Source organism: Pseudomonas jessenii (assembly GCF_002236115.1).
GTDB classification, from domain to species: Bacteria; Pseudomonadota; Gammaproteobacteria; order Pseudomonadales; family Pseudomonadaceae; genus Aquipseudomonas; species Aquipseudomonas jessenii.
This window is the reverse complement of sequence record NZ_NIWT01000005.1, coordinates 14,121-35,424: the sequence shown is the minus strand read 5'-3', so window position 1 is coordinate 35,424 and position 21,304 is coordinate 14,121. Positions and strand designations below refer to the sequence as shown.

The 21,304-nt window shown below is 60.7% G+C and carries 18 protein-coding genes; 16 read left to right on the top strand and 2 right to left on the bottom strand.

Annotation, left to right across the window (positions count from 1 at the left end):
* Window positions 1-101: 101 nt before the first annotated feature.
* Genes PSJE_RS16940 through PSJE_RS16930 form a run of 3 tightly spaced genes read left to right on the top strand, consistent with a single transcriptional unit; the run spans window position 102 to window position 2,558 of the window.
* Entirely contained in the window at window positions 102-1,121 is a 1,020-nt protein-coding gene (locus tag PSJE_RS16940; protein WP_090451739.1) for an aminoglycoside phosphotransferase family protein, read from the top strand.
* Window positions 1,118-1,789: an N-acetylmuramate alpha-1-phosphate uridylyltransferase MurU gene (gene murU / locus PSJE_RS16935; RefSeq protein ID WP_057713076.1), complete on the top strand. Its 672-nt coding sequence runs from the start codon at window positions 1,118-1,120 to the stop codon at window positions 1,787-1,789. The genes PSJE_RS16940 and murU overlap by 4 nt, the downstream gene beginning before the upstream one ends.
* A 1-nt stretch (window position 1,790) precedes the next feature.
* The gene (locus PSJE_RS16930) at window positions 1,791-2,558 is read left to right on the top strand and encodes a TerB family tellurite resistance protein (RefSeq protein WP_057713077.1); all 768 of its coding nucleotides are present in this window, start codon (window positions 1,791-1,793) and stop codon (window positions 2,556-2,558) included.
* A 137-nt stretch (window positions 2,559-2,695) separates the two neighbouring features.
* Here the strand turns inward: PSJE_RS16930 and PSJE_RS16925 are convergent, their stop codons facing one another.
* Window positions 2,696-3,685 (bottom strand): alpha/beta hydrolase family protein, encoded by a 990-nt coding sequence (locus tag PSJE_RS16925; RefSeq protein ID WP_090451738.1) that lies wholly within the window; start codon window positions 3,683-3,685, stop codon window positions 2,696-2,698.
* A gap of 73 nt (window positions 3,686-3,758) precedes the next feature.
* On the opposite strand from PSJE_RS16925, the gene PSJE_RS16920 reads away from it, so the two are divergent.
* The 10 genes from PSJE_RS16920 (at window position 3,759) to trpE (ending at window position 16,315) form a co-directional block, all read left to right on the top strand.
* Entirely contained in the window at window positions 3,759-6,155 is a 2,397-nt protein-coding gene (locus PSJE_RS16920) for a PAS domain-containing sensor histidine kinase (protein ID WP_090451736.1), read from the top strand.
* A 91-nt stretch (window positions 6,156-6,246) separates the two neighbouring features.
* Entirely contained in the window at window positions 6,247-6,900 is a 654-nt protein-coding gene (locus tag PSJE_RS16915) for a response regulator (protein WP_191622237.1), read from the top strand.
* Window positions 6,901-7,258: 358 nt separating this feature from the next.
* Entirely contained in the window at window positions 7,259-8,383 is a 1,125-nt protein-coding gene (locus PSJE_RS16905; RefSeq protein ID WP_046039490.1) for an ABC transporter ATP-binding protein, read from the top strand.
* A gap of 48 nt (window positions 8,384-8,431) precedes the next feature.
* Window positions 8,432-9,475, top strand: a complete 1,044-nt coding sequence (locus PSJE_RS16900) for an ABC transporter substrate-binding protein (protein WP_057713080.1) — start codon at window positions 8,432-8,434, stop codon at window positions 9,473-9,475.
* A gap of 213 nt (window positions 9,476-9,688) precedes the next feature.
* The gene (locus tag PSJE_RS16895; protein WP_007980201.1) at window positions 9,689-10,936 is read left to right on the top strand and encodes an ABC transporter permease; all 1,248 of its coding nucleotides are present in this window, start codon (window positions 9,689-9,691) and stop codon (window positions 10,934-10,936) included.
* Window positions 10,937-10,948: 12 nt separating this feature from the next.
* Entirely contained in the window at window positions 10,949-11,773 is an 825-nt protein-coding gene (locus PSJE_RS16890; RefSeq protein WP_007980200.1) for an ABC transporter permease, read from the top strand.
* A 237-nt stretch (window positions 11,774-12,010) separates the two neighbouring features.
* Window positions 12,011-13,159 carry an iron-containing alcohol dehydrogenase gene (locus tag PSJE_RS16885; protein WP_057713081.1) on the top strand — a complete coding sequence of 383 codons (1,149 nt, stop codon included), beginning with the start codon at window positions 12,011-12,013 and terminating at the stop codon, window positions 13,157-13,159.
* Window positions 13,160-13,274: 115 nt separating this feature from the next.
* Window positions 13,275-13,949 carry a ribulose-phosphate 3-epimerase gene (gene rpe / locus PSJE_RS16880; RefSeq protein ID WP_007980198.1) on the top strand — a complete coding sequence of 225 codons (675 nt, stop codon included), beginning with the start codon at window positions 13,275-13,277 and terminating at the stop codon, window positions 13,947-13,949.
* A complete protein-coding gene (locus tag PSJE_RS16875; protein WP_057713082.1) occupies window positions 13,946-14,764 on the top strand; it encodes a phosphoglycolate phosphatase in 819 nt (272 codons plus the stop codon). The genes rpe and PSJE_RS16875 overlap by 4 nt, the downstream gene beginning before the upstream one ends.
* Before the next feature lie 69 nt (window positions 14,765-14,833).
* The gene (gene trpE, locus PSJE_RS16870; RefSeq protein WP_090451734.1) at window positions 14,834-16,315 is read left to right on the top strand and encodes an anthranilate synthase component I; all 1,482 of its coding nucleotides are present in this window, start codon (window positions 14,834-14,836) and stop codon (window positions 16,313-16,315) included.
* A 169-nt stretch (window positions 16,316-16,484) separates the two neighbouring features.
* On the opposite strand, the gene estP is transcribed toward trpE, so the two are convergent.
* Complete coding sequence (estP, locus tag PSJE_RS16865) at window positions 16,485-18,395, bottom strand: esterase EstP (RefSeq protein ID WP_090451732.1); 1,911 nt, start codon at window positions 18,393-18,395, stop codon at window positions 16,485-16,487.
* 408 nt (window positions 18,396-18,803) lie between these two features.
* Here estP and PSJE_RS16860 point away from each other — a divergent pair, with 408 nt between their 5' ends.
* Genes PSJE_RS16860 through trpC form a run of 3 tightly spaced genes read left to right on the top strand, consistent with a single transcriptional unit; the run spans window position 18,804 to window position 21,289 of the window.
* Window positions 18,804-19,397 (top strand): aminodeoxychorismate/anthranilate synthase component II, encoded by a 594-nt coding sequence (locus PSJE_RS16860; protein ID WP_007906885.1) that lies wholly within the window; start codon window positions 18,804-18,806, stop codon window positions 19,395-19,397.
* 9 nt (window positions 19,398-19,406) lie between these two features.
* Window positions 19,407-20,456 carry an anthranilate phosphoribosyltransferase gene (gene trpD / locus PSJE_RS16855; RefSeq protein ID WP_090451730.1) on the top strand — a complete coding sequence of 350 codons (1,050 nt, stop codon included), beginning with the start codon at window positions 19,407-19,409 and terminating at the stop codon, window positions 20,454-20,456.
* The gene (trpC, locus tag PSJE_RS16850) at window positions 20,453-21,289 is read left to right on the top strand and encodes an indole-3-glycerol phosphate synthase TrpC (protein ID WP_090451728.1); all 837 of its coding nucleotides are present in this window, start codon (window positions 20,453-20,455) and stop codon (window positions 21,287-21,289) included. Before trpD ends, trpC begins: the two co-directional genes overlap by 4 nt.
* Window positions 21,290-21,304 lie beyond the last annotated feature (15 nt).

Here is a 21,304-nt window from a genome sequence, read left to right as displayed (position 1 = left end):
CTGCCCGCGGTGTGGGCCGCACGCCTCTCGATGGTCTGAAAAAGATGCTGGATAATAAAGCATGACCCGCTTGACGGCTAGCGCCGTCGGAGACCCTTGCAATGCCTGATCAAGATGTACGCTTGCAACACCTGAAAGTTTGGCTCGATGAACAATTGGCGACCCTTTTTGCCGAGCAGGGCTGGGGCGTCGTACCCCCGGCCACGTTGACTGCGGCCAGCAGCGACGCGAGTTTTCGGCGGTATTTCCGCTGGGAAGGCGGTGACAAAAGTTTCATCGTGATGGACGCGCCGCCGCCCCAGGAAAACTGCAAACCCTTCGTGGATATCGCCTTTTTGCTGGCGAAATCCGGAATAAATGTGCCGAAAATTTATGCCGAAGACCTCGAACGCGGCTTTCTTTTGCTCAATGACCTGGGCAACAAGACCTATCTGGACGTCATCGAAAGCGAAAACGCCGACGATTTGTTCAAGGATGCCCTGCAAGCGTTGCTGGCTTTCCAGCAGCTGCCGATGGTTGCGCCTCTGCCGAGCTATGACGTGGCCTTGCTTCGTCGCGAGCTGGAGCTGTTCCCCGAGTGGTACGTGAAGCGCGAGTTGGGCATCGAACTGGACGCGGCGCAGCAAGTGCTCTGGCAGCAGGTCAGCGAACTGTTGATCGACAGCGCCCTGGCACAGCCAAAAGTCCTGGTGCATCGCGACTACATGCCGCGCAACCTGATGCTCAGCGAGCCCAATCCCGGTGTGCTGGACTTCCAGGATGCGGTGTATGGCCCGGTGACCTACGACGTGACCTGCCTGTTCAAGGACGCATTCCTCAGCTGGCCCGAGGAGCGCGTGCACGGCTGGCTCGAAAGCTACTGGCAGCAAGCGGGTGCCCTCGGGATTCCGGTTCAGCCCGACTTCGAGGACTTCCTGCGTGCCAGCGACTTGATGGGCGTGCAACGTCACCTGAAAGTCATCGGCATTTTCGCGCGCATCTGCCATCGCGACGGCAAACCGCGTTACCTGGGTGATGTGCCACGTTTCTTTGCGTACATAGACGCGGTGATTGCGCGCCGCCCTGAACTGGCCGAGCTGGATGTATTGCTGGCCAGTCTGCGTGCCGGAGTGAAAGCATGAAGGCAATGATTCTGGCCGCGGGCAAAGGCGAGCGCATGCGCCCGCTGACCCTGACTACGCCAAAACCGCTGGTTCGTGCAGGCGGCGTGCCGCTGATCGAGTATCACCTGCGAGCGCTGGCCGCTGCCGGCTTCACCGACATTGTGATCAATCACGCCTGGCTCGGTCAGCAGATCGAAGACTATCTGGGCGATGGTTCGCGTTATGGCGTGAGCATTCAGTACTCGGCCGAAGGTGAACCCCTGGAAACCGGCGGCGGAATTTTCCGCGCGTTGCCATTGTTGGGGGATGAAGCGTTTGTCGTGGTCAACGGCGACATCTGGACCGATTACGACTTCAGCGTGCTGCATCAGCCCATCAACGGCCTGGCGCACCTGGTGCTGGTCAGCAACCCGCCCCATCATCCGGCCGGGGACTTTGGCCTGGTAGAAACGCGGGTGCTCGACGGTCAACCAGGGGCTGGCACCTTGACCTACAGCGGTATCGCCGTGTTGCATCCGCAGTTGTTCGACGGTTGCACCGAGGGGGCCTTCAAGCTCGCTCCACTGTTGCGCAAGGCCATGGCTGACGGGCAGGTGACCGGCGAGCAATTGAGGGGGCACTGGGTCGATGTCGGCACTCACGAGCGTTTGGCCGAAGTTGAAACATTAATAGAAGCGAGCCGCTGAGATGCTGTGGCCAGGGACTCTGATCGGAGCCGGAGCAGGCTTTGCCATAGCCAGCATTCCGGGGGCCATGCTCGGCGCGTTGTTGGGGCAGGCGCTGGACCGGCGCTTGCACCTGCAGAGTTGGGGGCATTTGCTGGAAAAGCTTGGTGGTCGTCCGGTGCTGCGCAACGATGAATTGCTCTTCGTGCTACTGGGACGTCTGGCGAAGTGCGACGGGCGGGTGGTGGATGGCCACATCCAACAGGCCCGGGCGGAAATGCGCTCGCTGGAAATGTCCGAACCGGCCCAGCGTCGGGCGATTGCCGCATTCAATCGTGGAAAATCGGGCAATGACCGCCTGCGCGGTTATCTGCGTCGCCTGAGTGCCCAGCCCCATGCGGCGGAAGGTGTGTTGCGCGCCTGCTGGCGAATGGTCTGGGCCGATGGTCGTGCCGGCAGCAGTGAACGTCAATTGATCGGCCAATGGGGCAAATGGCTGGGCTGGACGCCCCATCAGGTGCAGGCGTTGGCCCACGACTATGAGCCGCAGAAACGGCCATTGGGCAACAGTGTGCCAAGTTATCAGGACGCGTTGAGGCTTTTGGGGGTGTCGGCCACCACTGAACCGGCGCAGATCAAGCGTGCATACCGGCGCCTGCTCAGTCGCCATCATCCGGACAAGATTGCCGGCAGTGGCGCGACGGCGACGCAGGTGCGTGAGGCCACCGAGCGAACGCGTGAACTGCATAACGCCTATACGCTGATTCGGGAGCGGCGGGATTTTCGCTAGCCTGGAAAACTTGCTTCGCCAGTGATACCGCTATCGCGAGCAAGCTCGCTCCCACAGGTTCATGTCGTCCGCAATTTTGTGATCGGCATAAAACCTGTGGGAGTGTGGCTTACCCGCGATGAAGGCGCCTCGATCTGTCAGCCCGCGGGGTTCTGCGGATTCAACCAACCCCGCACCCGACGGAACAATTGCTCCTGTTCGGCTTTGGTATCCGGCAACGCCTTGAGCGCGACCTGGCTGAATGCCGACGTTTTCACCCGTTTGTTGGCCTGCAGACGGGCTAGCGCCGCATTGCGATCCAGCGGCTTGTCCATGTAGAAGATGTCGGCGGTCGGCAGTTTCAGATTCGGCGCCAGCTCATCCAGCTCGGGTTCCGCTTGAGCAGGTGTCTGCGCTGCGACCATGAGGAAGCGCTCGACTTGCGAAGGCTGCTTCTCGCTTAAATAGCGCGCCGCCCAATAAGCGCCGGTGCCATGCCCCAACACCACGATACTGCGGGCGCTTTGCTGTTCGGCGAATGCAATCGCGGCGTCGATCCGGGCGAAGATGCGCTCGGCATCTGCCTTGGACTGTTCTTCGGTGGTTTCGGTGACGGCCTTGTCGGCCACATCGGCCTCGCCTCCGGCCACCTGTTCGATAGGGGCTGCGGTGGTCGAGTCTTTACTGCCGGTTTCGGCGGGCTTGGGAGCCGGCGCTGCTTCCACGATTCGTGGCGCAATGGCGTCGCTTTGCAGGTCCGGCAAGGTGATACTCAGGCTGCTCCACTCGGCATCCGGCAATTTGCGCCGCAAAGGGCCGATCGCTTGCGGCCAGTCAACGGTTTCACCGGCGCCCGGGATGATAATCACCGCGCCTTTAGGTTCGGCGGTATTGGCCGGTTTCCACAAGGCCAGAAAGGTGTCGGAGCCTGCTTGCAGTTGTTGCTGTTCCTGAGCCGGGATTTTTCGCTCAAGTGCAGTCGCTTCTTCCTGACTACGCTCAGGCAGCGGCTGACGTTCGAGTGATTTTTCTTCGGCGGTTTTTTCCTCCGCGGCGGGCGCCGGGTCGGCCGCCTTGACGGAAAAAGCGCAAGGCAGGATCAGCGACAGGCACAATGCTGGCAGTGCCAGGCGGTAGACAGAGGGCATCGGGTATTCCAGGCCAGAAGTTGTTCCGGCAGCCTAATGGGTTGGTCAGTATTTGTCAGTGTGTGAGAGTTCAATGATGCTTTTTCGCTGCCTGTGGGTTATCGGCTGTTTGTGGTTTCCCTTGATGGGCTGGGCGGCCGCCGCGCCCCCGGCGCCCGCTGCCCAACTGTCCCCTGAACAACGGCACTGGCTGGTGCAGCAGGGCGAGTTGCGGGTCGGCGTGGTGTTGCAGGCGCCCTATGCGCAATACGATCGCCGCTTGCAGCGCCTGTCCGGGGTGAACGTCGAGTTGATGAAGTGGCTCGCAAAAAACCTCAATGTCGAACTGAGCTGGCGCAATTTTCCCGATCTTGAGCAATTGGAAGCCGCGGCCCGCGAGGGCGAAATCGACATCGCTCCGGGGGTGACCCAGACCCCTGGCGGGCTGCGCCTCTGGCAGTTTTCCGACCCCTACATGCGGGTGCCGCAATTGGTGGTCAGCGATCAGAAAAGCGCTGGCGCGGTCGAGCTGGAAAAACTCGACAGCCAGACCCGCGTCGCCGTGCGCATGCCCAGTGCCATCGCCGATTACCTGCGCAGCAACTACCCGCACCTGAATCTGCAAGGCGTACCGATGGAGCGCCAGGCATTGCAATTATTGGCGGGCCAGCAGGCGGCTTATGCGGTGGTCGATGAGGCGCAGCTGGGACGCTTGTCGGTCGAACCGGAGTTCGCCGGATTGGTCGTGGTGGGGGATGTCGGTCTGCCGCAGTTGCTGCGGGTGGCCACGCTCCGTGACAAACCGGAACTGGCGGGCATTGTCGAAAGTGCATTGCGGGCGATCCCGGCCAAGGATCTGGAGCAACTGCACAATCAATGGCTGCAGCCCAAGTATCCGCGGCTCACCGAGTCGCCGAGGTTTTGGCAGAACCTCTGCCTGCTGCTGGCCGTGCTGGCGATGAGTTGCATGGTCATCGTGGTCTGGCAGCGTCGCCAGCAGCACAACCTGGAGCAGCGCCTGTTGGCCGCGCAGGAAGACATTGCCTTGCGCGCCGCCAGCGAAGAGGCCTTGCGGCTCACCCAGTTTTCCATCGACCAGAGCACCGTCGGCATCCTCTGGGTCAACTGGGACAGCCATGTGCGCTACGCCAACCGCGCGGCGGAAAGCATGCTGGGCTATCCGGCCGGAGGGATCATCGATCGGCCCCTGATCGATTTCGAGCCCGGCCTGCACATGGACCGTTGGCTGAACCTGTGGAAGCGCGCCCGGGCCAGTGAGGAGGGCCCGCAAAGTTTCGAATCCAATTGCGTGCGGGCTGATGGCAGCATCCTGCCGGCCGATGTCTCGTTGAGTTTCCTGCGCTTTCGCGATGGCGAATACTTGGTGGTTTACCTCAACGATGTCACCGAGCGGCGCCGCGCCCTGGCGGCCTTGCAGGAAAGCGAGGCGCGGCTGCAAGGCATCGCCGCCAACGTTCCGGGACTGGTTTTCCGGCTGGAGCGGGCGCCAGTAACCGGTCAGATCGACTTTGCCTACATCAGCGAAGGCAGCGAAAGCCTGGTGGGTTACTCGCCGGCCACGCTGGCGCATCGCGATAAAGGCCTGCGTAGCCTCGTGCATCCGGATGACAAGGTCAGCTATCACCAGACCCAGGATCATGCGCTGGATACTGACAGCGACTGGTCGTGGCAGGGGCGAATCCTCACGCGTCAGGGCGAGCAGCGTTGGGCGGAAATCAAGGCCATCACCCGCCGGCTGGAAGACGGCGCCTATGTTTGGGACGGGATCGTCTGGGACATCAGCGAGAGCAAGCGCATCGAAATTGAACTGGCCAGCTCCCGGGAACAACTGCGTGAGTTGTCCGCGCACCTGGAAAGCGTGCGCGAAGAAGAAAAAGCGCGCATTGCCCGGGAAGTTCACGACGAATTGGGGCAGATGCTCACCGTGTTGAAGCTGGAAACGTCCATGTGCGAACTGGCGTACGCCCAGCTCGACCCTGGTCTTAACGAGCGCTTGAACAGCATGAAGCGCTTGATCGCTCAGTTGTTTCAGCTGGTCCGTGATGTGGCCACGGCATTGCGGCCGCCGATTCTCGACGCAGGTATCGCCTCGGCCATTGAATGGCAGGCCCGCCGGTTCGAGGCGCGAACGCAGATCCCGTGTCTGGTGCAGGTGCCGGACAATTTGCCAGTGCTCAGCGATGCGAAGGCGATCGGCCTGTTTCGAATTCTTCAGGAGGCGCTGACCAATGTCATGCGGCACGCCCAGGCGCATACTGTTGAACTGACACTGACCCTTGAAGGCAACGAATTGTGTCTGACGGTCAGCGATGATGGCGTAGGATTTGTCGCCGCGCCTGGCAGGCCAACGTCCTTTGGGATCGTCGGCATGCGTGAGCGGGTGTTGATCCTGGGCGGCGAGTTGTCGCTGGAGAGTGAGCCGGGTGAGGGTACGACGTTAGAAGTGCGAGTGCCTCTGGACGAATCCTGAAGAATTTGTGGTGTCTGTGCTGACGCCTTCGCGAGCAAGCTCGCTCCCACAGGGGAACGTATTCCAAATGTGGGAGCGAGCCTGCTCGCGAATGATCTTGAACCTGGAGAAGAACGTGATCCGTGTACTGGTAGCCGAAGACCACACCATTGTCCGCGAAGGCATCAAGCAGTTGATCGGCCTGGCCAAGGACTTGCTGGTGGTGGGGGAGGCGAGCAATGGCGAGCAGTTGCTCGACACCTTGCGTAATGTGCCTTGCGAAGTGGTGTTGCTGGACATCTCCATGCCAGGCGTCAACGGCCTGGAAGCGATTCCGCGGATTCGCGCCCTGAACAATCCGCCGGCGATCCTGGTGCTGTCGATGCACGATGAGGCGCAAATGGCCGCCCGGGCGCTGAAGGTGGGGGCTGCCGGTTATGCGACCAAGGACAGCGACCCGGCACTGTTGCTGACGGCCATTCGCAAAGTGGCGTCAGGCGGGCGTTACATCGACCCGGAACTGGCCGACCGCATGGTTTTCGAGGTCGGTCTTACCGACTCGCGTCCATTGCACTCGTTGCTCTCCGAGCGCGAATTTTCCGTGTTCGAACGCCTGGCCCAGGGCGCCAACGTGAACGACATCGCCCAGCAACTGGCGCTGAGCAGCAAGACCATCAGCACCCACAAGGCGCGGCTGATGCAGAAGCTCAACATCACCTCGCTGGCGGAACTGGTGAAGTACGCGATGGAACACAAGCTCCTCTAAAGCACATCGCTGTACCTGTGGGAGCGAGCTTGCTCGCGATAGCGGCGGGTCATTCAGCATCGATGTTGAATGTGATGCTGCCATCGCGAGCAAGCTCGCTCCCACAGGGATCTCCAGCAAGTATCCGATTACCGGCATATCCAAAAGCGACATGTTTTTGCAGCGGCTTTGCCGATTCTTGCGGCTTGCAGCTTGAAGCGTGCTGCTGCCCTATCCATCCCCGCCATCCTTGTAGGGAAATCCCTACCCCCAACCTTCCATCCGGCTGAGGCGAATCTCTCTTGCGCCCCGATTTGCGCGGTCCCCAGCGTCCACTAGGCTTAACCCCACAGCAGTCATCAATAACAAAGGTGTGGGTATGAGCCAGGTCGATTCAAGCGCAGGGGCCAATGATGTTCTGGTCAGCTTTCGTGGAGTGCAGAAGAGCTACGACGGCGAGAACCTGATCGTCAAGGACCTCAACCTGGATATTCGCAAGGGCGAATTCCTCACATTGCTCGGGCCGTCCGGCTCCGGCAAGACCACCAGCCTGATGATGCTCGCCGGCTTCGAAACGCCGACCGCGGGCGAAATCCTGTTGGCCGGGCGCGCCATCAACAACGTGCCGCCGCACAAGCGCGACATCGGCATGGTGTTCCAGAACTACGCGTTGTTCCCGCACATGACGGTGGCCGAGAACCTGGCGTTCCCGCTGACCGTGCGTGGCATGAACAAGAGCGACGTCAGTGCGCGGGTCAAGCGCGTGCTGAGCATGGTCCAGCTCGATGCCTTCGCCCAGCGCTACCCGGCGCAGCTCTCCGGTGGTCAGCAACAGCGTGTGGCATTGGCCCGCGCGCTGGTGTTCGAGCCGCAACTGGTGCTGATGGACGAACCCCTCGGCGCGCTCGACAAGCAGCTGCGTGAACACATGCAGATGGAGATCAAGCACCTGCACCAGCGCCTGGGCGTGACTGTGGTCTACGTGACCCACGATCAGGGCGAAGCCTTGACCATGTCCGACCGCGTGGCGGTGTTCCATCAGGGCGAAATCCAGCAGATCGCTCCGCCGCGCACCCTCTACGAAGAGCCGAAAAACACCTTCGTCGCCAACTTCATCGGCGAGAACAACCGCCTCAATGGCCGCCTGCACAGCCAAACCGGCGACCGTTGCATTGTGGAACTCGGGCGCGGTGAGAAGGTGGAAGCCTTGGCGGTCAACGTTGGCCAGACCGGCGAGCCGGTGACCCTGTCCATTCGTCCGGAGCGAGTGAGCCTCAACGGCTCCAGCGACCAATGCGTCAACCGCTTCTCCGGGCGAGTCGAGGAATTCATCTATCTGGGCGACCACGTCCGGGTTCGCATGGAAGTCTGCGGCAAGACCGACTTCTTCGTGAAACAGCCAATTGCCGAGCTTGATCCCTCGCTCGCCGTCGGCGATGTGGTACCGCTTGGCTGGCAGGTCGAGCACGTTCGCGCGCTCGATCCACTTTTAGAGGCGCATTGATCGCCCCGGCAACACCAACACCAACCCTGCACGTGGAGAGAACAATAAATGTTGAGATCCCTGAAATTCACCGCTTTGGCACTGGGCATGATGGGCGCGGCACACGCAATGGCGGCCGGCCCGGATCTGACCGTGGTGTCCTTTGGCGGTGCGAACAAGGCGGCTCAGGTCAAAGCCTTCTACGCACCTTGGGAAGCGGCAGGCAACGGCAAGATCGTGGCCGGCGAGTACAACGGCGAAATGGCCAAGGTCAAGGCCATGGTCGACACCAAGAGCGTGTCCTGGGATCTGGTAGAGGTTGAATCGCCGGAACTGTCCCGTGGTTGCGACGAAGACATGTTCGAGCAACTGGACCCGGCGCTGTTCGGCAAGACCGAAGACTACGTCAAGGGCGCCATCCAGCCTTGCGGCGTGGGTTTCTTCGTGTGGTCGACCGTGCTGGCCTACAACGCCGACAAACTGAAATCCGCACCGACCAGCTGGGTGGACTTCTGGGACACCAAGCAGTTCCCGGGCAAGCGTGGCCTGCGTAAGGGCGCCAAGTACACCCTGGAATTCGCACTGATGGCCGACGGCGTTGCGCCGAAAGACGTCTACAAAGTGCTGGCTGGCAAGGACGGTCAGGACCGCGCGTTCAAGAAGCTCGATGAGCTCAAGCCGAACATCCAGTGGTGGGAAGCTGGCGCACAACCGCCGCAATACCTCGCTTCCGGTGACGTGGTCATGAGTTCGGCCTACAACGGTCGTATCGCTGCCGTGCAGAAAGAAAGCAACCTGAAAGTCGTGTGGAACGGCGGCATCTACGACTTTGACGCATGGGCCATTCCAAAAGGTCTGGATGCCAAGCGCGCCGAAGCGGCGAAGAAATTCATCGCCTTCTCGGTACAGCCACAGCAGCAGAAGACCTACTCGGAAAACATCGCCTACGGCCCGGCCAACACCCAAGCCGTGCCGCTGCTGGCCAAGGATGTCCTGAAAGACATGCCGACCACCCCGGAAAACATCGCCAACCAGGTGCAGATCGACGTCAGCTTCTGGGCTGACAACGGCGAGCAACTGGAGCAGCGCTTCAATTCCTGGGCTGCGAAATAAGCAGAGGGCTCGCCCTCCTGTGAGGGCGAGCTTTTGTGGCGAGGGGCTTGCCCCCGTTCGGCTGCGTAGCAGTCGTAAAACCATTGCATGCGGTGCATCTGATGCATCGGGAATGCAGGTTTCGGGGTCGCTACGCGACCCAACGGGGGCAAGCCCCCTCGCCACAAGTTCGCTCCCACATTAACGATTGATCAAAGATTTGCGGAGTACGTCATGGCTATCGCCGTTCCCCTGAACGAGGGCACCAGCCCCACCTTGAAGCAGCGGCTCAAGCACGCCGAGCGGGTCAACCGCTGGAAGGCCCAGGCGTTGATCGCGCCGCTGGTGCTGTTTCTGTTGCTGGTGTTCCTGGTGCCGATCGTGGCGCTGCTCTACAAAAGCGTTGGCAACCCGGAAGTGGTCGGCGGCATGCCGCGCACCGTGACTGCCATCGCCAGTTGGGATGGCCGAGGCCTGCCCGCTGAACCGGTTTACAAAGCAGCGGCCGAAGACCTCGCCGAGGCTCGCAAGAATCAGACCCTGGGCGATCTGTCCAAGCGCCTGAACATGGAACTGGCCGGCTATCGCAGCCTGCTGACCAAAACGGCCCGCGCCTTGCCGCTTGCCACTGAACCGGCCTCCTATAAAGAAGCGCTGGAAGGCCTCGATGAGCGTTGGGGGGACCCGGCCTACTGGCAAGCGGTGCGCCGCAACACCAGCAGCATCACCCCGTATTACCTGCTGGCGGCTGTCGATCACCGCATCGACGACCTCGGCGAAATCGCCCCGGCCACCCCGGATCAGGCAATCTACCTCGACATCTTCGCCCGCACCTTCTGGATGGGCCTGATCATCACCGTGATCTGTCTGGTGCTGGCGTATCCTCTGGCTTACCTGCTGGCGAACCTGCCGTCGCGCCAGAGCAACCTGCTGATGATTCTGGTGCTGTTGCCGTTCTGGACCTCGATCCTGGTACGAGTCGCGGCGTGGATCGTGTTGCTGCAATCGGGTGGCCTGATCAACAGCGGCCTGATGGCCATGGGCATCATCGACAAGCCGATCGAGTTGGTGTTCAACCGCGTCGGTGTCTACATCTCCATGGTGCACATCCTGCTGCCGTTCATGATTCTGCCGATCTACAGCGTGATGAAAGGCATCTCGCCGACCTACATGCGCGCCGCGATTTCCCTCGGCTGCCATCCGTTCGCCAGCTTCTGGCGGGTGTACTTCCCGCAGACCTATGCCGGTGTCGGCGCCGGTTGCCTGTTGGTGTTCATCCTCGCCATCGGCTACTACATCACCCCGGCATTGCTGGGCAGCCCGAACGATCAGATGGTCAGCTACTTCGTCGCCTTCTACACCAACACCAGCATCAACTGGGGCATGGCGACCGCACTTGGTGGGCTGCTGTTGCTCGCGACGGTCGTGCTTTATCTGATTTACAGCTGGCTGGTAGGCGCAAGCCGCCTGCGCCTGAGCTAAGGGGAGAACGAAATGCTGAGTCCTTATATGTCGCCCATCGAACGGGTGTGGTTCTACAGCTTGCGGATTCTCTGCGGCTTGATTCTGTTGTTCCTGATCCTGCCGGTGCTGGTGATCATTCCGCTGTCGTTCAACTCCGGCAGTTTCCTGGTGTACCCGCTGCAAGGCTTCTCATTGCAGTGGTATCACGATTTCTTCGCCTCGGCGGAATGGATGCGCGCCCTGAAGAACAGCATCATCGTCGCCCCGGCGGCTACGGTGCTGGCCATGGTCTTCGGTACGCTGGCGGCCATCGGCCTGACCCGTGGCGACTTTCCCGGCAAGGCGCTGGTGATGGCGCTGGTGATTTCACCGATGGTGGTGCCGGTGGTGATCATCGGTGTGGCCAGTTATCTGTTCTTTGCTCCGTTGGGATTGGGTAACAGCTTTTTCTCGCTGATCGTGGTGCATGCGGTGTTGGGTGTGCCGTTCGTGATCATTACCGTGTCGGCGACCTTGCAGGGGTTCAACCACAACCTGGTACGGGCTGCTGCGAGCCTGGGCGCTTCGCCGCTGACCACGTTCCGCCGGGTGACCTTGCCACTGATTGCGCCGGGCGTGATCTCCGGGGCGCTGTTTGCCTTTGCGACTTCGTTCGATGAAGTGGTGGTGACGCTGTTCCTCGCCGGCCCAGAGCAAGCGACCCTGCCACGGCAGATGTTCAGCGGCATCCGCGAAAACCTCAGCCCGACCATCGCCGCGGCCGCGACGCTGTTGATTGCCTTCTCGGTGATCCTGTTGCTGACCCTGGAATGGTTGCGTGGGCGTAGCGAGAAACTGCGTACTGCCCAGGTCTGAAGCCACACACCGATCCACTGCAACTTGTAGGAGCGAGCTTGCTCGCGATGGTCGCCAACGATAACGCGGGCCTTCTGAATGCCCGCGTCACTCTCAGGTTCATCGCGAGCAAGCTCGCTCCTACAGTGTTATTGGGTGTTCCCGGAAACCTTGGTCATTCATGACCTGAATACCAGCCAACTCCAAATCCCCAGCTACTATTGTGCCCAGCTCCCCTATCTATAAGAGGCTGCGCACATGAGTCTTTCCTCTTTCAAAATCGCTCACAAACTGATCACCGGCGCAGGTGCCATCGAGCAGCTGGCCGCTGAGCTGACACGCCTGGACATCGACAATCCGCTGATCGTCACCGACGTCGCCCTGGTCAAATCCGGTACGGTAGAACTGGCACTGGCGCAGTTGGGTGGCCGCTCCTACGAAATCTTCGACCGTGTGCTGCCGGACCCGGAAATCGCCATCGTCGAAGATTGCATGCAGGTTTACCGCGACGGCGGGCATGATGGGCTGATCGGCCTGGGCGGCGGGAGTGCCATCGACATTGCCAAGAGCGTGGCAGCCTACGCCGGGTACCACGGTGCGCTGGAGGATCTGTTCGGTATCGATCAGGTCCCGCGTAAAGGCCCGCCGCTGATCGCCATCCCGACCACGGCCGGCACCGGCTCGGAAGTGACCAACGTCGCCATTCTTTCCGACAAGGTCGCGCAACTGAAGAAGGGCATTGTCAGCGACTACCTGTTGCCGGACGTGGCGCTGGTCAGTCCGCAAATGACCCTGACCTGTCCACGCAGCGTCACGGCGGCCAGCGGCGTCGATGCACTGGTGCACGCTATCGAGTCTTATCTGTCGGTCAACGCCTCGCCGATTACCGATTCCCTGGCTATCGGCGCCATCAAGCTGATCGCCAAGGCTTTGCCCAAGGCCTACGCCAACCCGTCGAACCTGCAAGCCCGGGAAGACATGGCCACTGCCAGCCTGATGGCCGGCATGGCGTTCGGTAACGCCGGCGTTGGCGCGGTGCATGCGCTGGCGTATCCGCTGGGCGGGCGCTTCAACATTGCCCATGGGGTCAGCAATGCCTTGCTACTGCCCTATGTCATGACCTGGAACAAGATGGCCTGCATCGAACGCATGCAGGATATCGCCGAGGCCATGGGCGTGAAGACCGCTCATTTGAGTCTCAACGAAGCGGCCGACAAAGCCGTGCAAGCCATGACCGAACTGTGTGCCGCCGTGGAAATTCCCCAGGGCCTGCGCAGTTTCGGTGTGCCCGAGGACGCCATCCCGTCCATGGCCGTGGAAGCGGCGGGGATCGAGCGCTTGATGCGCAACAATCCACGCAAGTTGAGTGCCGTCGATATCGAAAAGATCTATCGCGCGGCGTACTAGAGCCATTGCCGTTGATGGATGATGGCAAGGTCCAATCATCGCGCTCACGGTGCGCGCGTCAAAGCATGAGGTATACAATGCGCGCCATCGTGATTCTGCTCAGTAAAGGTGCGTCATGCAGCCCTTCGTAATTGCTCCGTCGATTCTCTCCGCCGACTTCGCCCGCCTGGGTGAAGAAGTGGACAACGTCCTCGCCGCCGGCGCCGACTTCGTGCACTTCGATGTCATGGACAATCACTACGTACCGAACCTGACCATCGGCCCGATGGTTTGCTCGGCACTGCGCAAGTACGGCGTGACCGCGCCGATCGACGCGCACCTGATGGTCAGCCCGGTGGACCGCATCGTGGGTGACTTCATCGAAGCCGGCGCGACTTACATCACCTTCCACCCGGAAGCCACCCAACACGTCGACCGTTCCCTGCAACTGATCCGCGAAGGCGGCTGCAAGTCGGGCCTGGTGTTCAACCCGGCAACTCCGCTGGACGTGCTCAAGTACGTGATGGACAAGGTCGACATGATCCTGCTGATGAGCGTCAACCCGGGCTTCGGCGGGCAGAAGTTCATCCCTGGCACCCTCGACAAATTGCGCGAAGCGCGGGCGCTGATCGATGCTTCGGGCCGTGACATTCGCCTGGAAATCGACGGCGGCGTAAACGTGAACAACATTCGCGAAATCGCTGCGGCTGGCGCTGACACCTTCGTCGCCGGCTCGGCCATCTTCAATGCGCCGAACTATCAGGAAGTCATCGACAAGATGCGTTCCGAACTGGCGCTGGCTCGCCCATGAGTGGTTTTGAGCAGCTGTTCCCGGGGCAACTGCCGCGGCTGGTGATGTTCGATCTGGACGGTACGTTGATCGACTCGGTCCCGGACCTGGCAGTGGCTGTGGACAAGATGCTGCTCAAACTCGGTCGCCAATCCGCCGGTCTGGAAGCGGTGCGCGAATGGGTCGGCAATGGCGCGCCGGTGCTGGTGCGTCGGGCGCTGGCTGGCGGTCTTGATCATGCTGCGGTCGATAACGACGAGGCCGAACGGGCGCTGGAGTATTTCATGCAGGCTTATGGCGAGAGCCATGAGTTGACCGTGGTTTACCCCGGCGTTCGCGACACCCTCAAATGGCTGCAGAAGCAGGGCGTCGAGATGGCGCTGATCACCAACAAGCCTGAGCGTTTCGTTGCGCCGCTGCTGGATCAGATGAAAATCGGCCGTTATTTCCGCTGGATCATCGGCGGTGACACCCTGCCACAGAAGAAACCCGATCCGGCCGCGCTGTTCTTCGTGATGAAAATGGCCAATATTCCGGCTTCTCAGTCGTTGTTCGTTGGCGATTCGCGCAGCGATGTGCTGGCGGCGAAAGCGGCGGGAGTCAAGTGCGTAGCCCTGAGCTACGGCTATAACCACGGCCGACCGATCGCGGAAGAATCGCCGGCGCTGGTGATCGACGACCTGCGCAAACTAATTCCCGGTTGCCTGGATCCGGCCGCTGAGATAACGTTGGCCGACGCTGTCAAACCCCCTTCTGGAAACGCCATCGTGGTGGTCACTCGCAAACTCTGGATGAAAGTCATCAAGGCCCTGGCCCGCTGGCGTTGGCGCGCCTGACTTGATCCTGGCCGGTTTCCGGCGCGTTTGCATACCTGACTGTTCGATCCTCAAGCCACGAGGCACCTCATGATCCGCGAAGAATTCCTGCGTTTGGCCGCTGCCGGCTACAACCGCATCCCGCTTGCCTGCGAAACCCTGGCCGACTTCGACACACCGCTGTCGATCTACCTGAAGCTGGCCGACGAGCCCAATTCCTACTTGCTGGAGTCCGTACAGGGCGGCGAGAAGTGGGGCCGGTACTCGATCATCGGCCTGCCGTGCCGTACCGTGCTGCGGGTTCACGATCATCACGTTAGCGTGACCGTCGATGGCGTCGAGACCGAAAGCCACGATGTGGAAGACCCGCTGGCCTTCGTCGAAACCTTCAAGGCTCGCTACAACGTGCCGACCATTGCCGGCCTGCCGCGTTTCAACGGCGGCCTCGTGGGTTACTTCGGCTATGACTGCGTGCGTTATGTGGAAAAGCGCTTGGGCAAGTGCCCGAACCCGGACCCGCTGGGCGTACCGGACATTCTGCTGATGGTGTCCGACGCCGTGGTGGTGTTCGACAACCTGGCCGGCAAGATGCACGCCATCGTCCTGGCCGACCCGTCCCAGGATGACGCCTTCGAGCAAGGTCAGGCACGCCTGGAAGAGTTGCTGGAAAGACTCCGTCAACCAATCACCCCACGCCGTGGCCTGGACTTCAGCAAGCAACAATCGGCTGACCCGGTGTTCCGCTCCAGTTTCACCCAGGATGATTACGAAAAAGCCGTCGACACCATCAAGGAATACATCCTGGCCGGTGACTGCATGCAGGTCGTGCCGTCCCAGCGAATGTCGATCGATTTCAAGGCGGCGCCGATCGATCTGTATCGCGCGCTACGCTGCTTCAACCCGACGCCTTACATGTACTTCTTCAACTTCGGCGACTTCCACGTCGTTGGCAGTTCGCCGGAAGTACTGGTGCGGGTCGAAGACAACCTGATCACCGTGCGCCCGATTGCCGGCACCCGTCCGCGGGGAGCCAATGAAGAGGCAGACCTGGCGCTGGAAGAAGACCTGCTGTCGGACGACAAGGAAATCGCTGAACACTTGATGCTGATCGACCTCGGTCGTAACGACACCGGTCGCGTATCGGAAATCGGCTCGGTGAAGCTCACCGAGAAAATGGTCATCGAGCGTTATTCCAACGTGATGCACATTGTGTCCAACGTCACCGGGCAACTGAAAGCCGGGCTGACGGCCATGGACGCACTGCGGGCGATTCTGCCGGCTGGCACCTTGTCCGGTGCGCCGAAGATTCGCGCGATGGAAATCATCGACGAACTGGAGCCGGTCAAGCGTGGCGTCTACGGCGGTGCGGTCGGTTACTTTGCCTGGAACGGCAACATGGACACCGCCATTGCGATCCGCACGGCGGTGATCAAGAACGGCGAGCTGCATGTACAGGCCGGTGGCGGCATCGTCGCCGACTCGGTGCCGGCGCTGGAATGGGAAGAAACCCTGAACAAGCGCCGCGCGATGTTCCGCGCCGTTGCCCTGGCCGAACAGACCCCGGAAAGCTGAACTGACTACAAATCCTGTGGGAGCGAGCTTGCTCGCGATAACGGTGGGTCAGGCAACATCAATGTTGCCTGTGAAGCCCTCATCGCGAGCAAGCTCGCTCCCACAATGACTTCACCACCATAAAAAACGCGGCGCCTGTGAGGGCGCCGCGTTTTTTATTGCCTGCACATCAGAAGTCCAGCGCAACACCTACGTTGATGCCTTGTTGGGTGAAGTCGTCGTCCTTGCGAATGTTATAGCTGGCGCGCAGTGCCAGGTCCTTGGTGAGGTTGTGGCTCACCCCCAGGTTCACACGTTGCAAGTGACTTTGCGGGGTGTAGCCTTCCAGCGTGAACTGGTTGTTCGGCAGGCTGTTGAGGTTGATGTCCACGTCCTGGGTGTCGTCGTTGTACTCACGCTCGATTGCCGCTTCGCCGAACACCTGGGTTTGCGGGGTGATCTGGTATTTGCCCTGCAGGCCAGCGCCCAGGCGCCGGGAAATACGCTCCTGATCGGCAAAGGTCAGCGCCGTGGAATTGTTGCCGTCCTCCGAGTAACCATCGACTTGTACCTTGGAGAAGTCGGCGCTGACAAACGGCGACAGGTGCCAGGGGCTGCTGGCTTGTTGCGCAATGTCGTAACCCACGCGTGCGCTGAAGGCTTCGACGTAGCCGCTGGTATCGCCTTTTTCGCCGCGTTCGTTGACGCCCAGCTGGAATTTACGCTTGAGGCTGTCGTAATCCAGATGCCCGGCCGTCAACGCCGCGTCAGCCCACACACGGTTTTGCTGGTACTGGGCGAATGCCGTGCCCAGGTAAGTGTTGAGCTTGTAGTCGGAGTCGTTGTTGCCGGCTTCGAGTTCCTGGTTATAGAAACCGGCGACCAGACCAACACGCCAGGCATCGTCGAGACGATAGCTGCCACCGATGTTCAGGTTGGCGCCGTTGCCGTCGGCGCTTGCCACGCTGTCCTGACCGTCAAAGTCCTGATGCTGTCCGCCGCCGGAAACAATGGCTCGCCATTGGCCGACACCTTGCCAGTTTTCCCAATCGGCCAGCCACTGGTTGCGCAATTCATCCTGATGCGCGCGCACGGTGCCCTGGGCCATTTCCGGCAACAGGGTCAGCTCCCACGGCGCCGCCAGCAGGGAGTACGCGTAATCGGCGATCAGGCGCTGCCCGGCTTCGGTGGGGTGCACCGAGTCGTTGTAGATCAGCTTGGTCGGGTCCGGCGTGGCGCTGTTGATGCCGTAGCGGGCGTTCTCGGTGCAACCGTTGCCGCTGAAGCAGGTGGTGATGAGGTTCTGGTCGGTGGCCAGGCCAAACTGTGCCGGGTTGGCGAAAGTCTCTTTGAGCAATACCGGAATGTTCAGCGGGATGACTTCGGCATTGATGTTTTGCAGTCGGCTTACCAGTTCAGTGTTGAACTGGGCGCTGAGCTGGGACGTGAACGCTTGCAGCGGGGTGCCGTTGAATGCGGGGGTAAAGCCGATATCGGGTAGCAACCAGACCATGACGTATCTGGCGCCGGCGGTTTGCAGCGTCTGCACGCTATCGGCCAGGCGGTCGGCGGCGGCACTGGCCTGTGGCAGGCTGGTGACGCGTCCTTGCAAGAAGTCGTTACCGCCACCTGACAGGTAATACAGTGCGTTCGGGTCGGCACGGAAGTTATTGGATGGAAGATAGCCGGCCCGGGTGCGTTCGCCGGTGGCGGAGGTGCTGGTAATCGAATCAAGAATCTGGTCGGTACGGTAGCCGCCTACAGCCCAGTTGTTACCATCGGGCTGGCCGTTGTTGGCGCGTACCGCCGAAGATGATGAAGCGGTCTGGTCCGCCGAGAACCCCAGTTTTCCGCCCAGAATCTGTGTGGAGTTGAGCGAGCGGACTTCGCCGCTGCCATCCAGGTACACCGGCCCGGTCCGGTTGGTGAAGCGCTGCGTCGCCCCGGCAGGCCCGCCCGTGTCGGCAAAGGTCCCTGCATCGTTGAGGCTGTCCCCGAAGACAACGAAATTTGTATAAGGATTAGGTGCGGCGTTCGCCTGGGCGCATGCGATCGCGAGCAAGCATCCTGCGAGCGGTACAAACAACGTCTGTTTGATCATGAGCAAGTCCGTTTATTTATTGTTTTAGTGAACGAAACGACAGTACCAAAAACTTCCGGCCTTTTGCCATCTGTCGCGAAGCCTTTGATAGTTTCGCGGGCAGCATCCCCGGTGATATTGCGCGCTCTGCCCAGCTAAGTTACTGTGCCGGGACGTACGAACGAGACCTTCCCCGTGTTGATCATCAGTAAACTCCTGGATCAAGTCATCAAGGCACACGCCCGCTGGCGTTGGCGCGCCTGAATTCTTTTGCCGGCTTCGCCGGACCTGTACCGCTTTGCCTTCTTTACCTGTTTGAAATGCCGCTTTGCTGGCGCTACACCGGCACCTGACAAAGTGCAGCGCTCTGCGGGTAAATCATTCGAAGGCCATCTTTAAAGTCAGTGAATTCAAGAGGTTCTTAACGCCATGTTGCTGATGATCGATAACTACGACTCCTTTACCTACAACGTTGTGCAGTACCTGGGCGAGCTCGGCTCCCAGGTTAAAGTCGTGCGCAACGATGAACTGACCATCGCTGAAATCGAAGCCCTCAACCCTGAACGCATCGTTGTGTCCCCCGGTCCTTGCACCCCGACCGAAGCCGGCATCTCGATTGAAGCGATCAAGCATTTCGCCGGCAAGCTACCGATTCTTGGCGTCTGCCTCGGCCACCAATCCATCGGCCAGGCTTTTGGCGGTGATGTGGTGCGCGCCCGCCAAGTGATGCATGGTAAGACTAGCCCGGTATTTCACGAGGACAAGGGTGTATTCGAAGGCCTGAATCGTCCGCTGACGGTGACCCGCTATCATTCATTGATCGTCAAGCGCGAAACCCTGCCCGATTGCCTGGAGCTGACCGCGTGGACCCAGCTCGAAGACGGCTCGGTCGACGAGATCATGGGCCTGCGTCACAAGACTCTGAACATCGAAGGCGTGCAGTTCCACCCTGAGTCGATCCTCACCGAACAGGGCCACGAACTGTTCGCCAACTTCCTCAAACAAACCGGCGGCACGCGCTAAGGACTTTTCATGAACATCAAGACAGCCCTGAGCCGTATCGTCGATCACCTCGACCTCAGCACCGATGAAATGCGCGATGTCATGCGCGAGATCATGACCGGGCAATGCTCGGATGCGCAGATTGGCGCGTTCATGATGGCCATGCGCATGAAGAGCGAAAGCATCGACGAAATCGTCGGTGCCGTGTCGGTGATGCGCGAACTGGCGGACAAGGTCGAACTCAAGACCCTCGACGGTGTGGTCGATGTGGTGGGCACCGGCGGTGACGGTGCGAACATCTTCAACGTGTCCACGGCTTCTTCCTTTGTCGTCGCGGCGGCCGGTTGCACCGTGGCCAAGCACGGCAACCGTGCGGTATCGGGCAAGAGCGGCAGTGCCGATCTGCTGGAAGCCGCCGGTATCTATCTGAACCTGACCCCGGTGCAAGTGGCGCGCTGCATCGACAACGTTGGCATCGGTTTCATGTTTGCCCAGACCCACCACAAGGCCATGAAGTACGCCGCCGGTCCGCGCCGCGATCTTGGCCTGCGCACGCTGTTCAACATGCTTGGCCCGCTTACGAATCCGGCCGGTGTGAAGCATCAGGTGGTCGGCGTATTTACCCAGGCCTTGTGCCGGCCGCTGGCGGAAGTGTTGCAGCGTCTGGGCAGCAAGCATGTGCTGGTGGTGCATTCGAAGGATGGCCTGGACGAATTCAGCCTGGCCGCGCCGACCTTTGTCGCTGAACTGAAGGACGGCCAGGTCACCGAGTATTGGGTCGAGCCGGAAGATCTGGGCATGAAGAGCCAGAGCCTGCATGGCCTGGCCGTGGAAAGCCCGGCGGCTTCCCTGGAACTGATTCGCGATGCCTTGGGCAAGCGCAAGACCGAGAACGGTCAGAAAGCGGCCGAGATGATCGTGCTCAATGCCGGTGCCGCACTGTACGCGGCCGACCTTGCCAGCAGCCTGAAAGAAGGCGTTGCCTTGGCGCACGATGCGCTGCACACCGGCCTCGCTCGAGAAAAGCTTGAGGAACTGGGTGCATTTACCGCGGTATTCAAAGTGGAGAATGAGGGATGAGTGTTCCGACGGTTCTGGAAAAGATTCTGGCGCGCAAGGTTGAGGAAGTCGCCGAGCGTAGCGCTCGCGTCAGCCTCGCCGAGCTGGAAAACCTGGCCAAGGCGGCCGATGCACCCCGCGGTTTTGCCAAGGCGTTGCTGGCCCAGGCCAAGTTGAAGCAACCGGCAGTCATTGCAGAAATCAAGAAAGCCTCGCCGAGCAAAGGCGTGATCCGCGAGAACTTCGTTCCCGCCGACATCGCCAGAAGCTACGAGAAGGGCGGTGCGACCTGCCTGTCTGTGCTCACCGATATCGATTATTTCCAGGGCGCTGATGCCTACCTGCAGCAGGCCCGTGCGGCATGCAACCTGCCGGTGATCCGCAAGGACTTCATGATCGATCCGTACCAGATCGTCGAAGCTCGTGCACTGGGCGCCGATTGCGTGTTGTTGATTGTCTCCGCACTGGATGACGTGAAAATGGCCGAGCTGGCGGCCGTGGCCAAAAGCGTCAATCTCGATGTGCTGGTTGAAGTGCACGATGGCGATGAGCTGGAGCGCGCGTTGAAAACCCTCGACACGCCGTTGGTCGGGGTCAACAACCGTAACCTGCACACCTTCGACGTCAGTCTGGAAACCACTCTCGACCTGTTGCCGCGTATCCCGCGTGATCGTCTGGTGATCACCGAGAGCGGCATCCTCAACCGCGCCGATGTCGAGCTGATGGAAATCAGCGACGTCTACGCGTTCCTGGTCGGTGAAGCCTTCATGCGTGCCGAAAGCCCGGGTACCGAGTTGCAGCGCCTGTTCTTCCCTGAGCGCGGCGTGCCTGTCAGCGGCTCAACCCTAGACTAAAAAGCATCGCGAGCA

Bases quoted from the DNA above. Each gene is read 5' to 3' on its own strand.
- PSJE_RS16940 (WP_090451739.1), top strand. From the start codon at position 102: ATGCCTGATCAAGATGTACGCTTGCAACACCTGAAAGTTTGGCTCGAT.
- PSJE_RS16890 (WP_007980200.1), top strand. From the start codon at position 10,949: ATGCTGAGTCCTTATATGTCGCCCATCGAACGGGTGTGGTTCTACAGC.
- PSJE_RS16895 (WP_007980201.1), top strand. From the start codon at position 9,689: ATGGCTATCGCCGTTCCCCTGAACGAGGGCACCAGCCCCACCTTGAAG.
- murU (WP_057713076.1), top strand. From the start codon at position 1,118: ATGAAGGCAATGATTCTGGCCGCGGGCAAAGGCGAGCGCATGCGCCCG.
- PSJE_RS16900 (WP_057713080.1), top strand. From the start codon at position 8,432: ATGTTGAGATCCCTGAAATTCACCGCTTTGGCACTGGGCATGATGGGC.
- PSJE_RS16905 (WP_046039490.1), top strand. From the start codon at position 7,259: ATGAGCCAGGTCGATTCAAGCGCAGGGGCCAATGATGTTCTGGTCAGC.
- rpe (WP_007980198.1), top strand. From the start codon at position 13,275: ATGCAGCCCTTCGTAATTGCTCCGTCGATTCTCTCCGCCGACTTCGCC.
- PSJE_RS16860 (WP_007906885.1), top strand. From the start codon at position 18,804: ATGTTGCTGATGATCGATAACTACGACTCCTTTACCTACAACGTTGTG.
- trpC (WP_090451728.1), top strand. From the start codon at position 20,453: ATGAGTGTTCCGACGGTTCTGGAAAAGATTCTGGCGCGCAAGGTTGAG.
- trpD (WP_090451730.1), top strand. From the start codon at position 19,407: ATGAACATCAAGACAGCCCTGAGCCGTATCGTCGATCACCTCGACCTC.
- PSJE_RS16915 (WP_191622237.1), top strand. From the start codon at position 6,247: ATGATCTTGAACCTGGAGAAGAACGTGATCCGTGTACTGGTAGCCGAA.
- trpE (WP_090451734.1), top strand. From the start codon at position 14,834: ATGATCCGCGAAGAATTCCTGCGTTTGGCCGCTGCCGGCTACAACCGC.
- PSJE_RS16925 (WP_090451738.1), bottom strand. From the start codon at position 3,685: ATGCCCTCTGTCTACCGCCTGGCACTGCCAGCATTGTGCCTGTCGCTG.
- estP (WP_090451732.1), bottom strand. From the start codon at position 18,395: ATGATCAAACAGACGTTGTTTGTACCGCTCGCAGGATGCTTGCTCGCG.
- PSJE_RS16885 (WP_057713081.1), top strand. From the start codon at position 12,011: ATGAGTCTTTCCTCTTTCAAAATCGCTCACAAACTGATCACCGGCGCA.
- PSJE_RS16875 (WP_057713082.1), top strand. From the start codon at position 13,946: ATGAGTGGTTTTGAGCAGCTGTTCCCGGGGCAACTGCCGCGGCTGGTG.
- PSJE_RS16920 (WP_090451736.1), top strand. From the start codon at position 3,759: ATGATGCTTTTTCGCTGCCTGTGGGTTATCGGCTGTTTGTGGTTTCCC.
- PSJE_RS16930 (WP_057713077.1), top strand. From the start codon at position 1,791: ATGCTGTGGCCAGGGACTCTGATCGGAGCCGGAGCAGGCTTTGCCATA.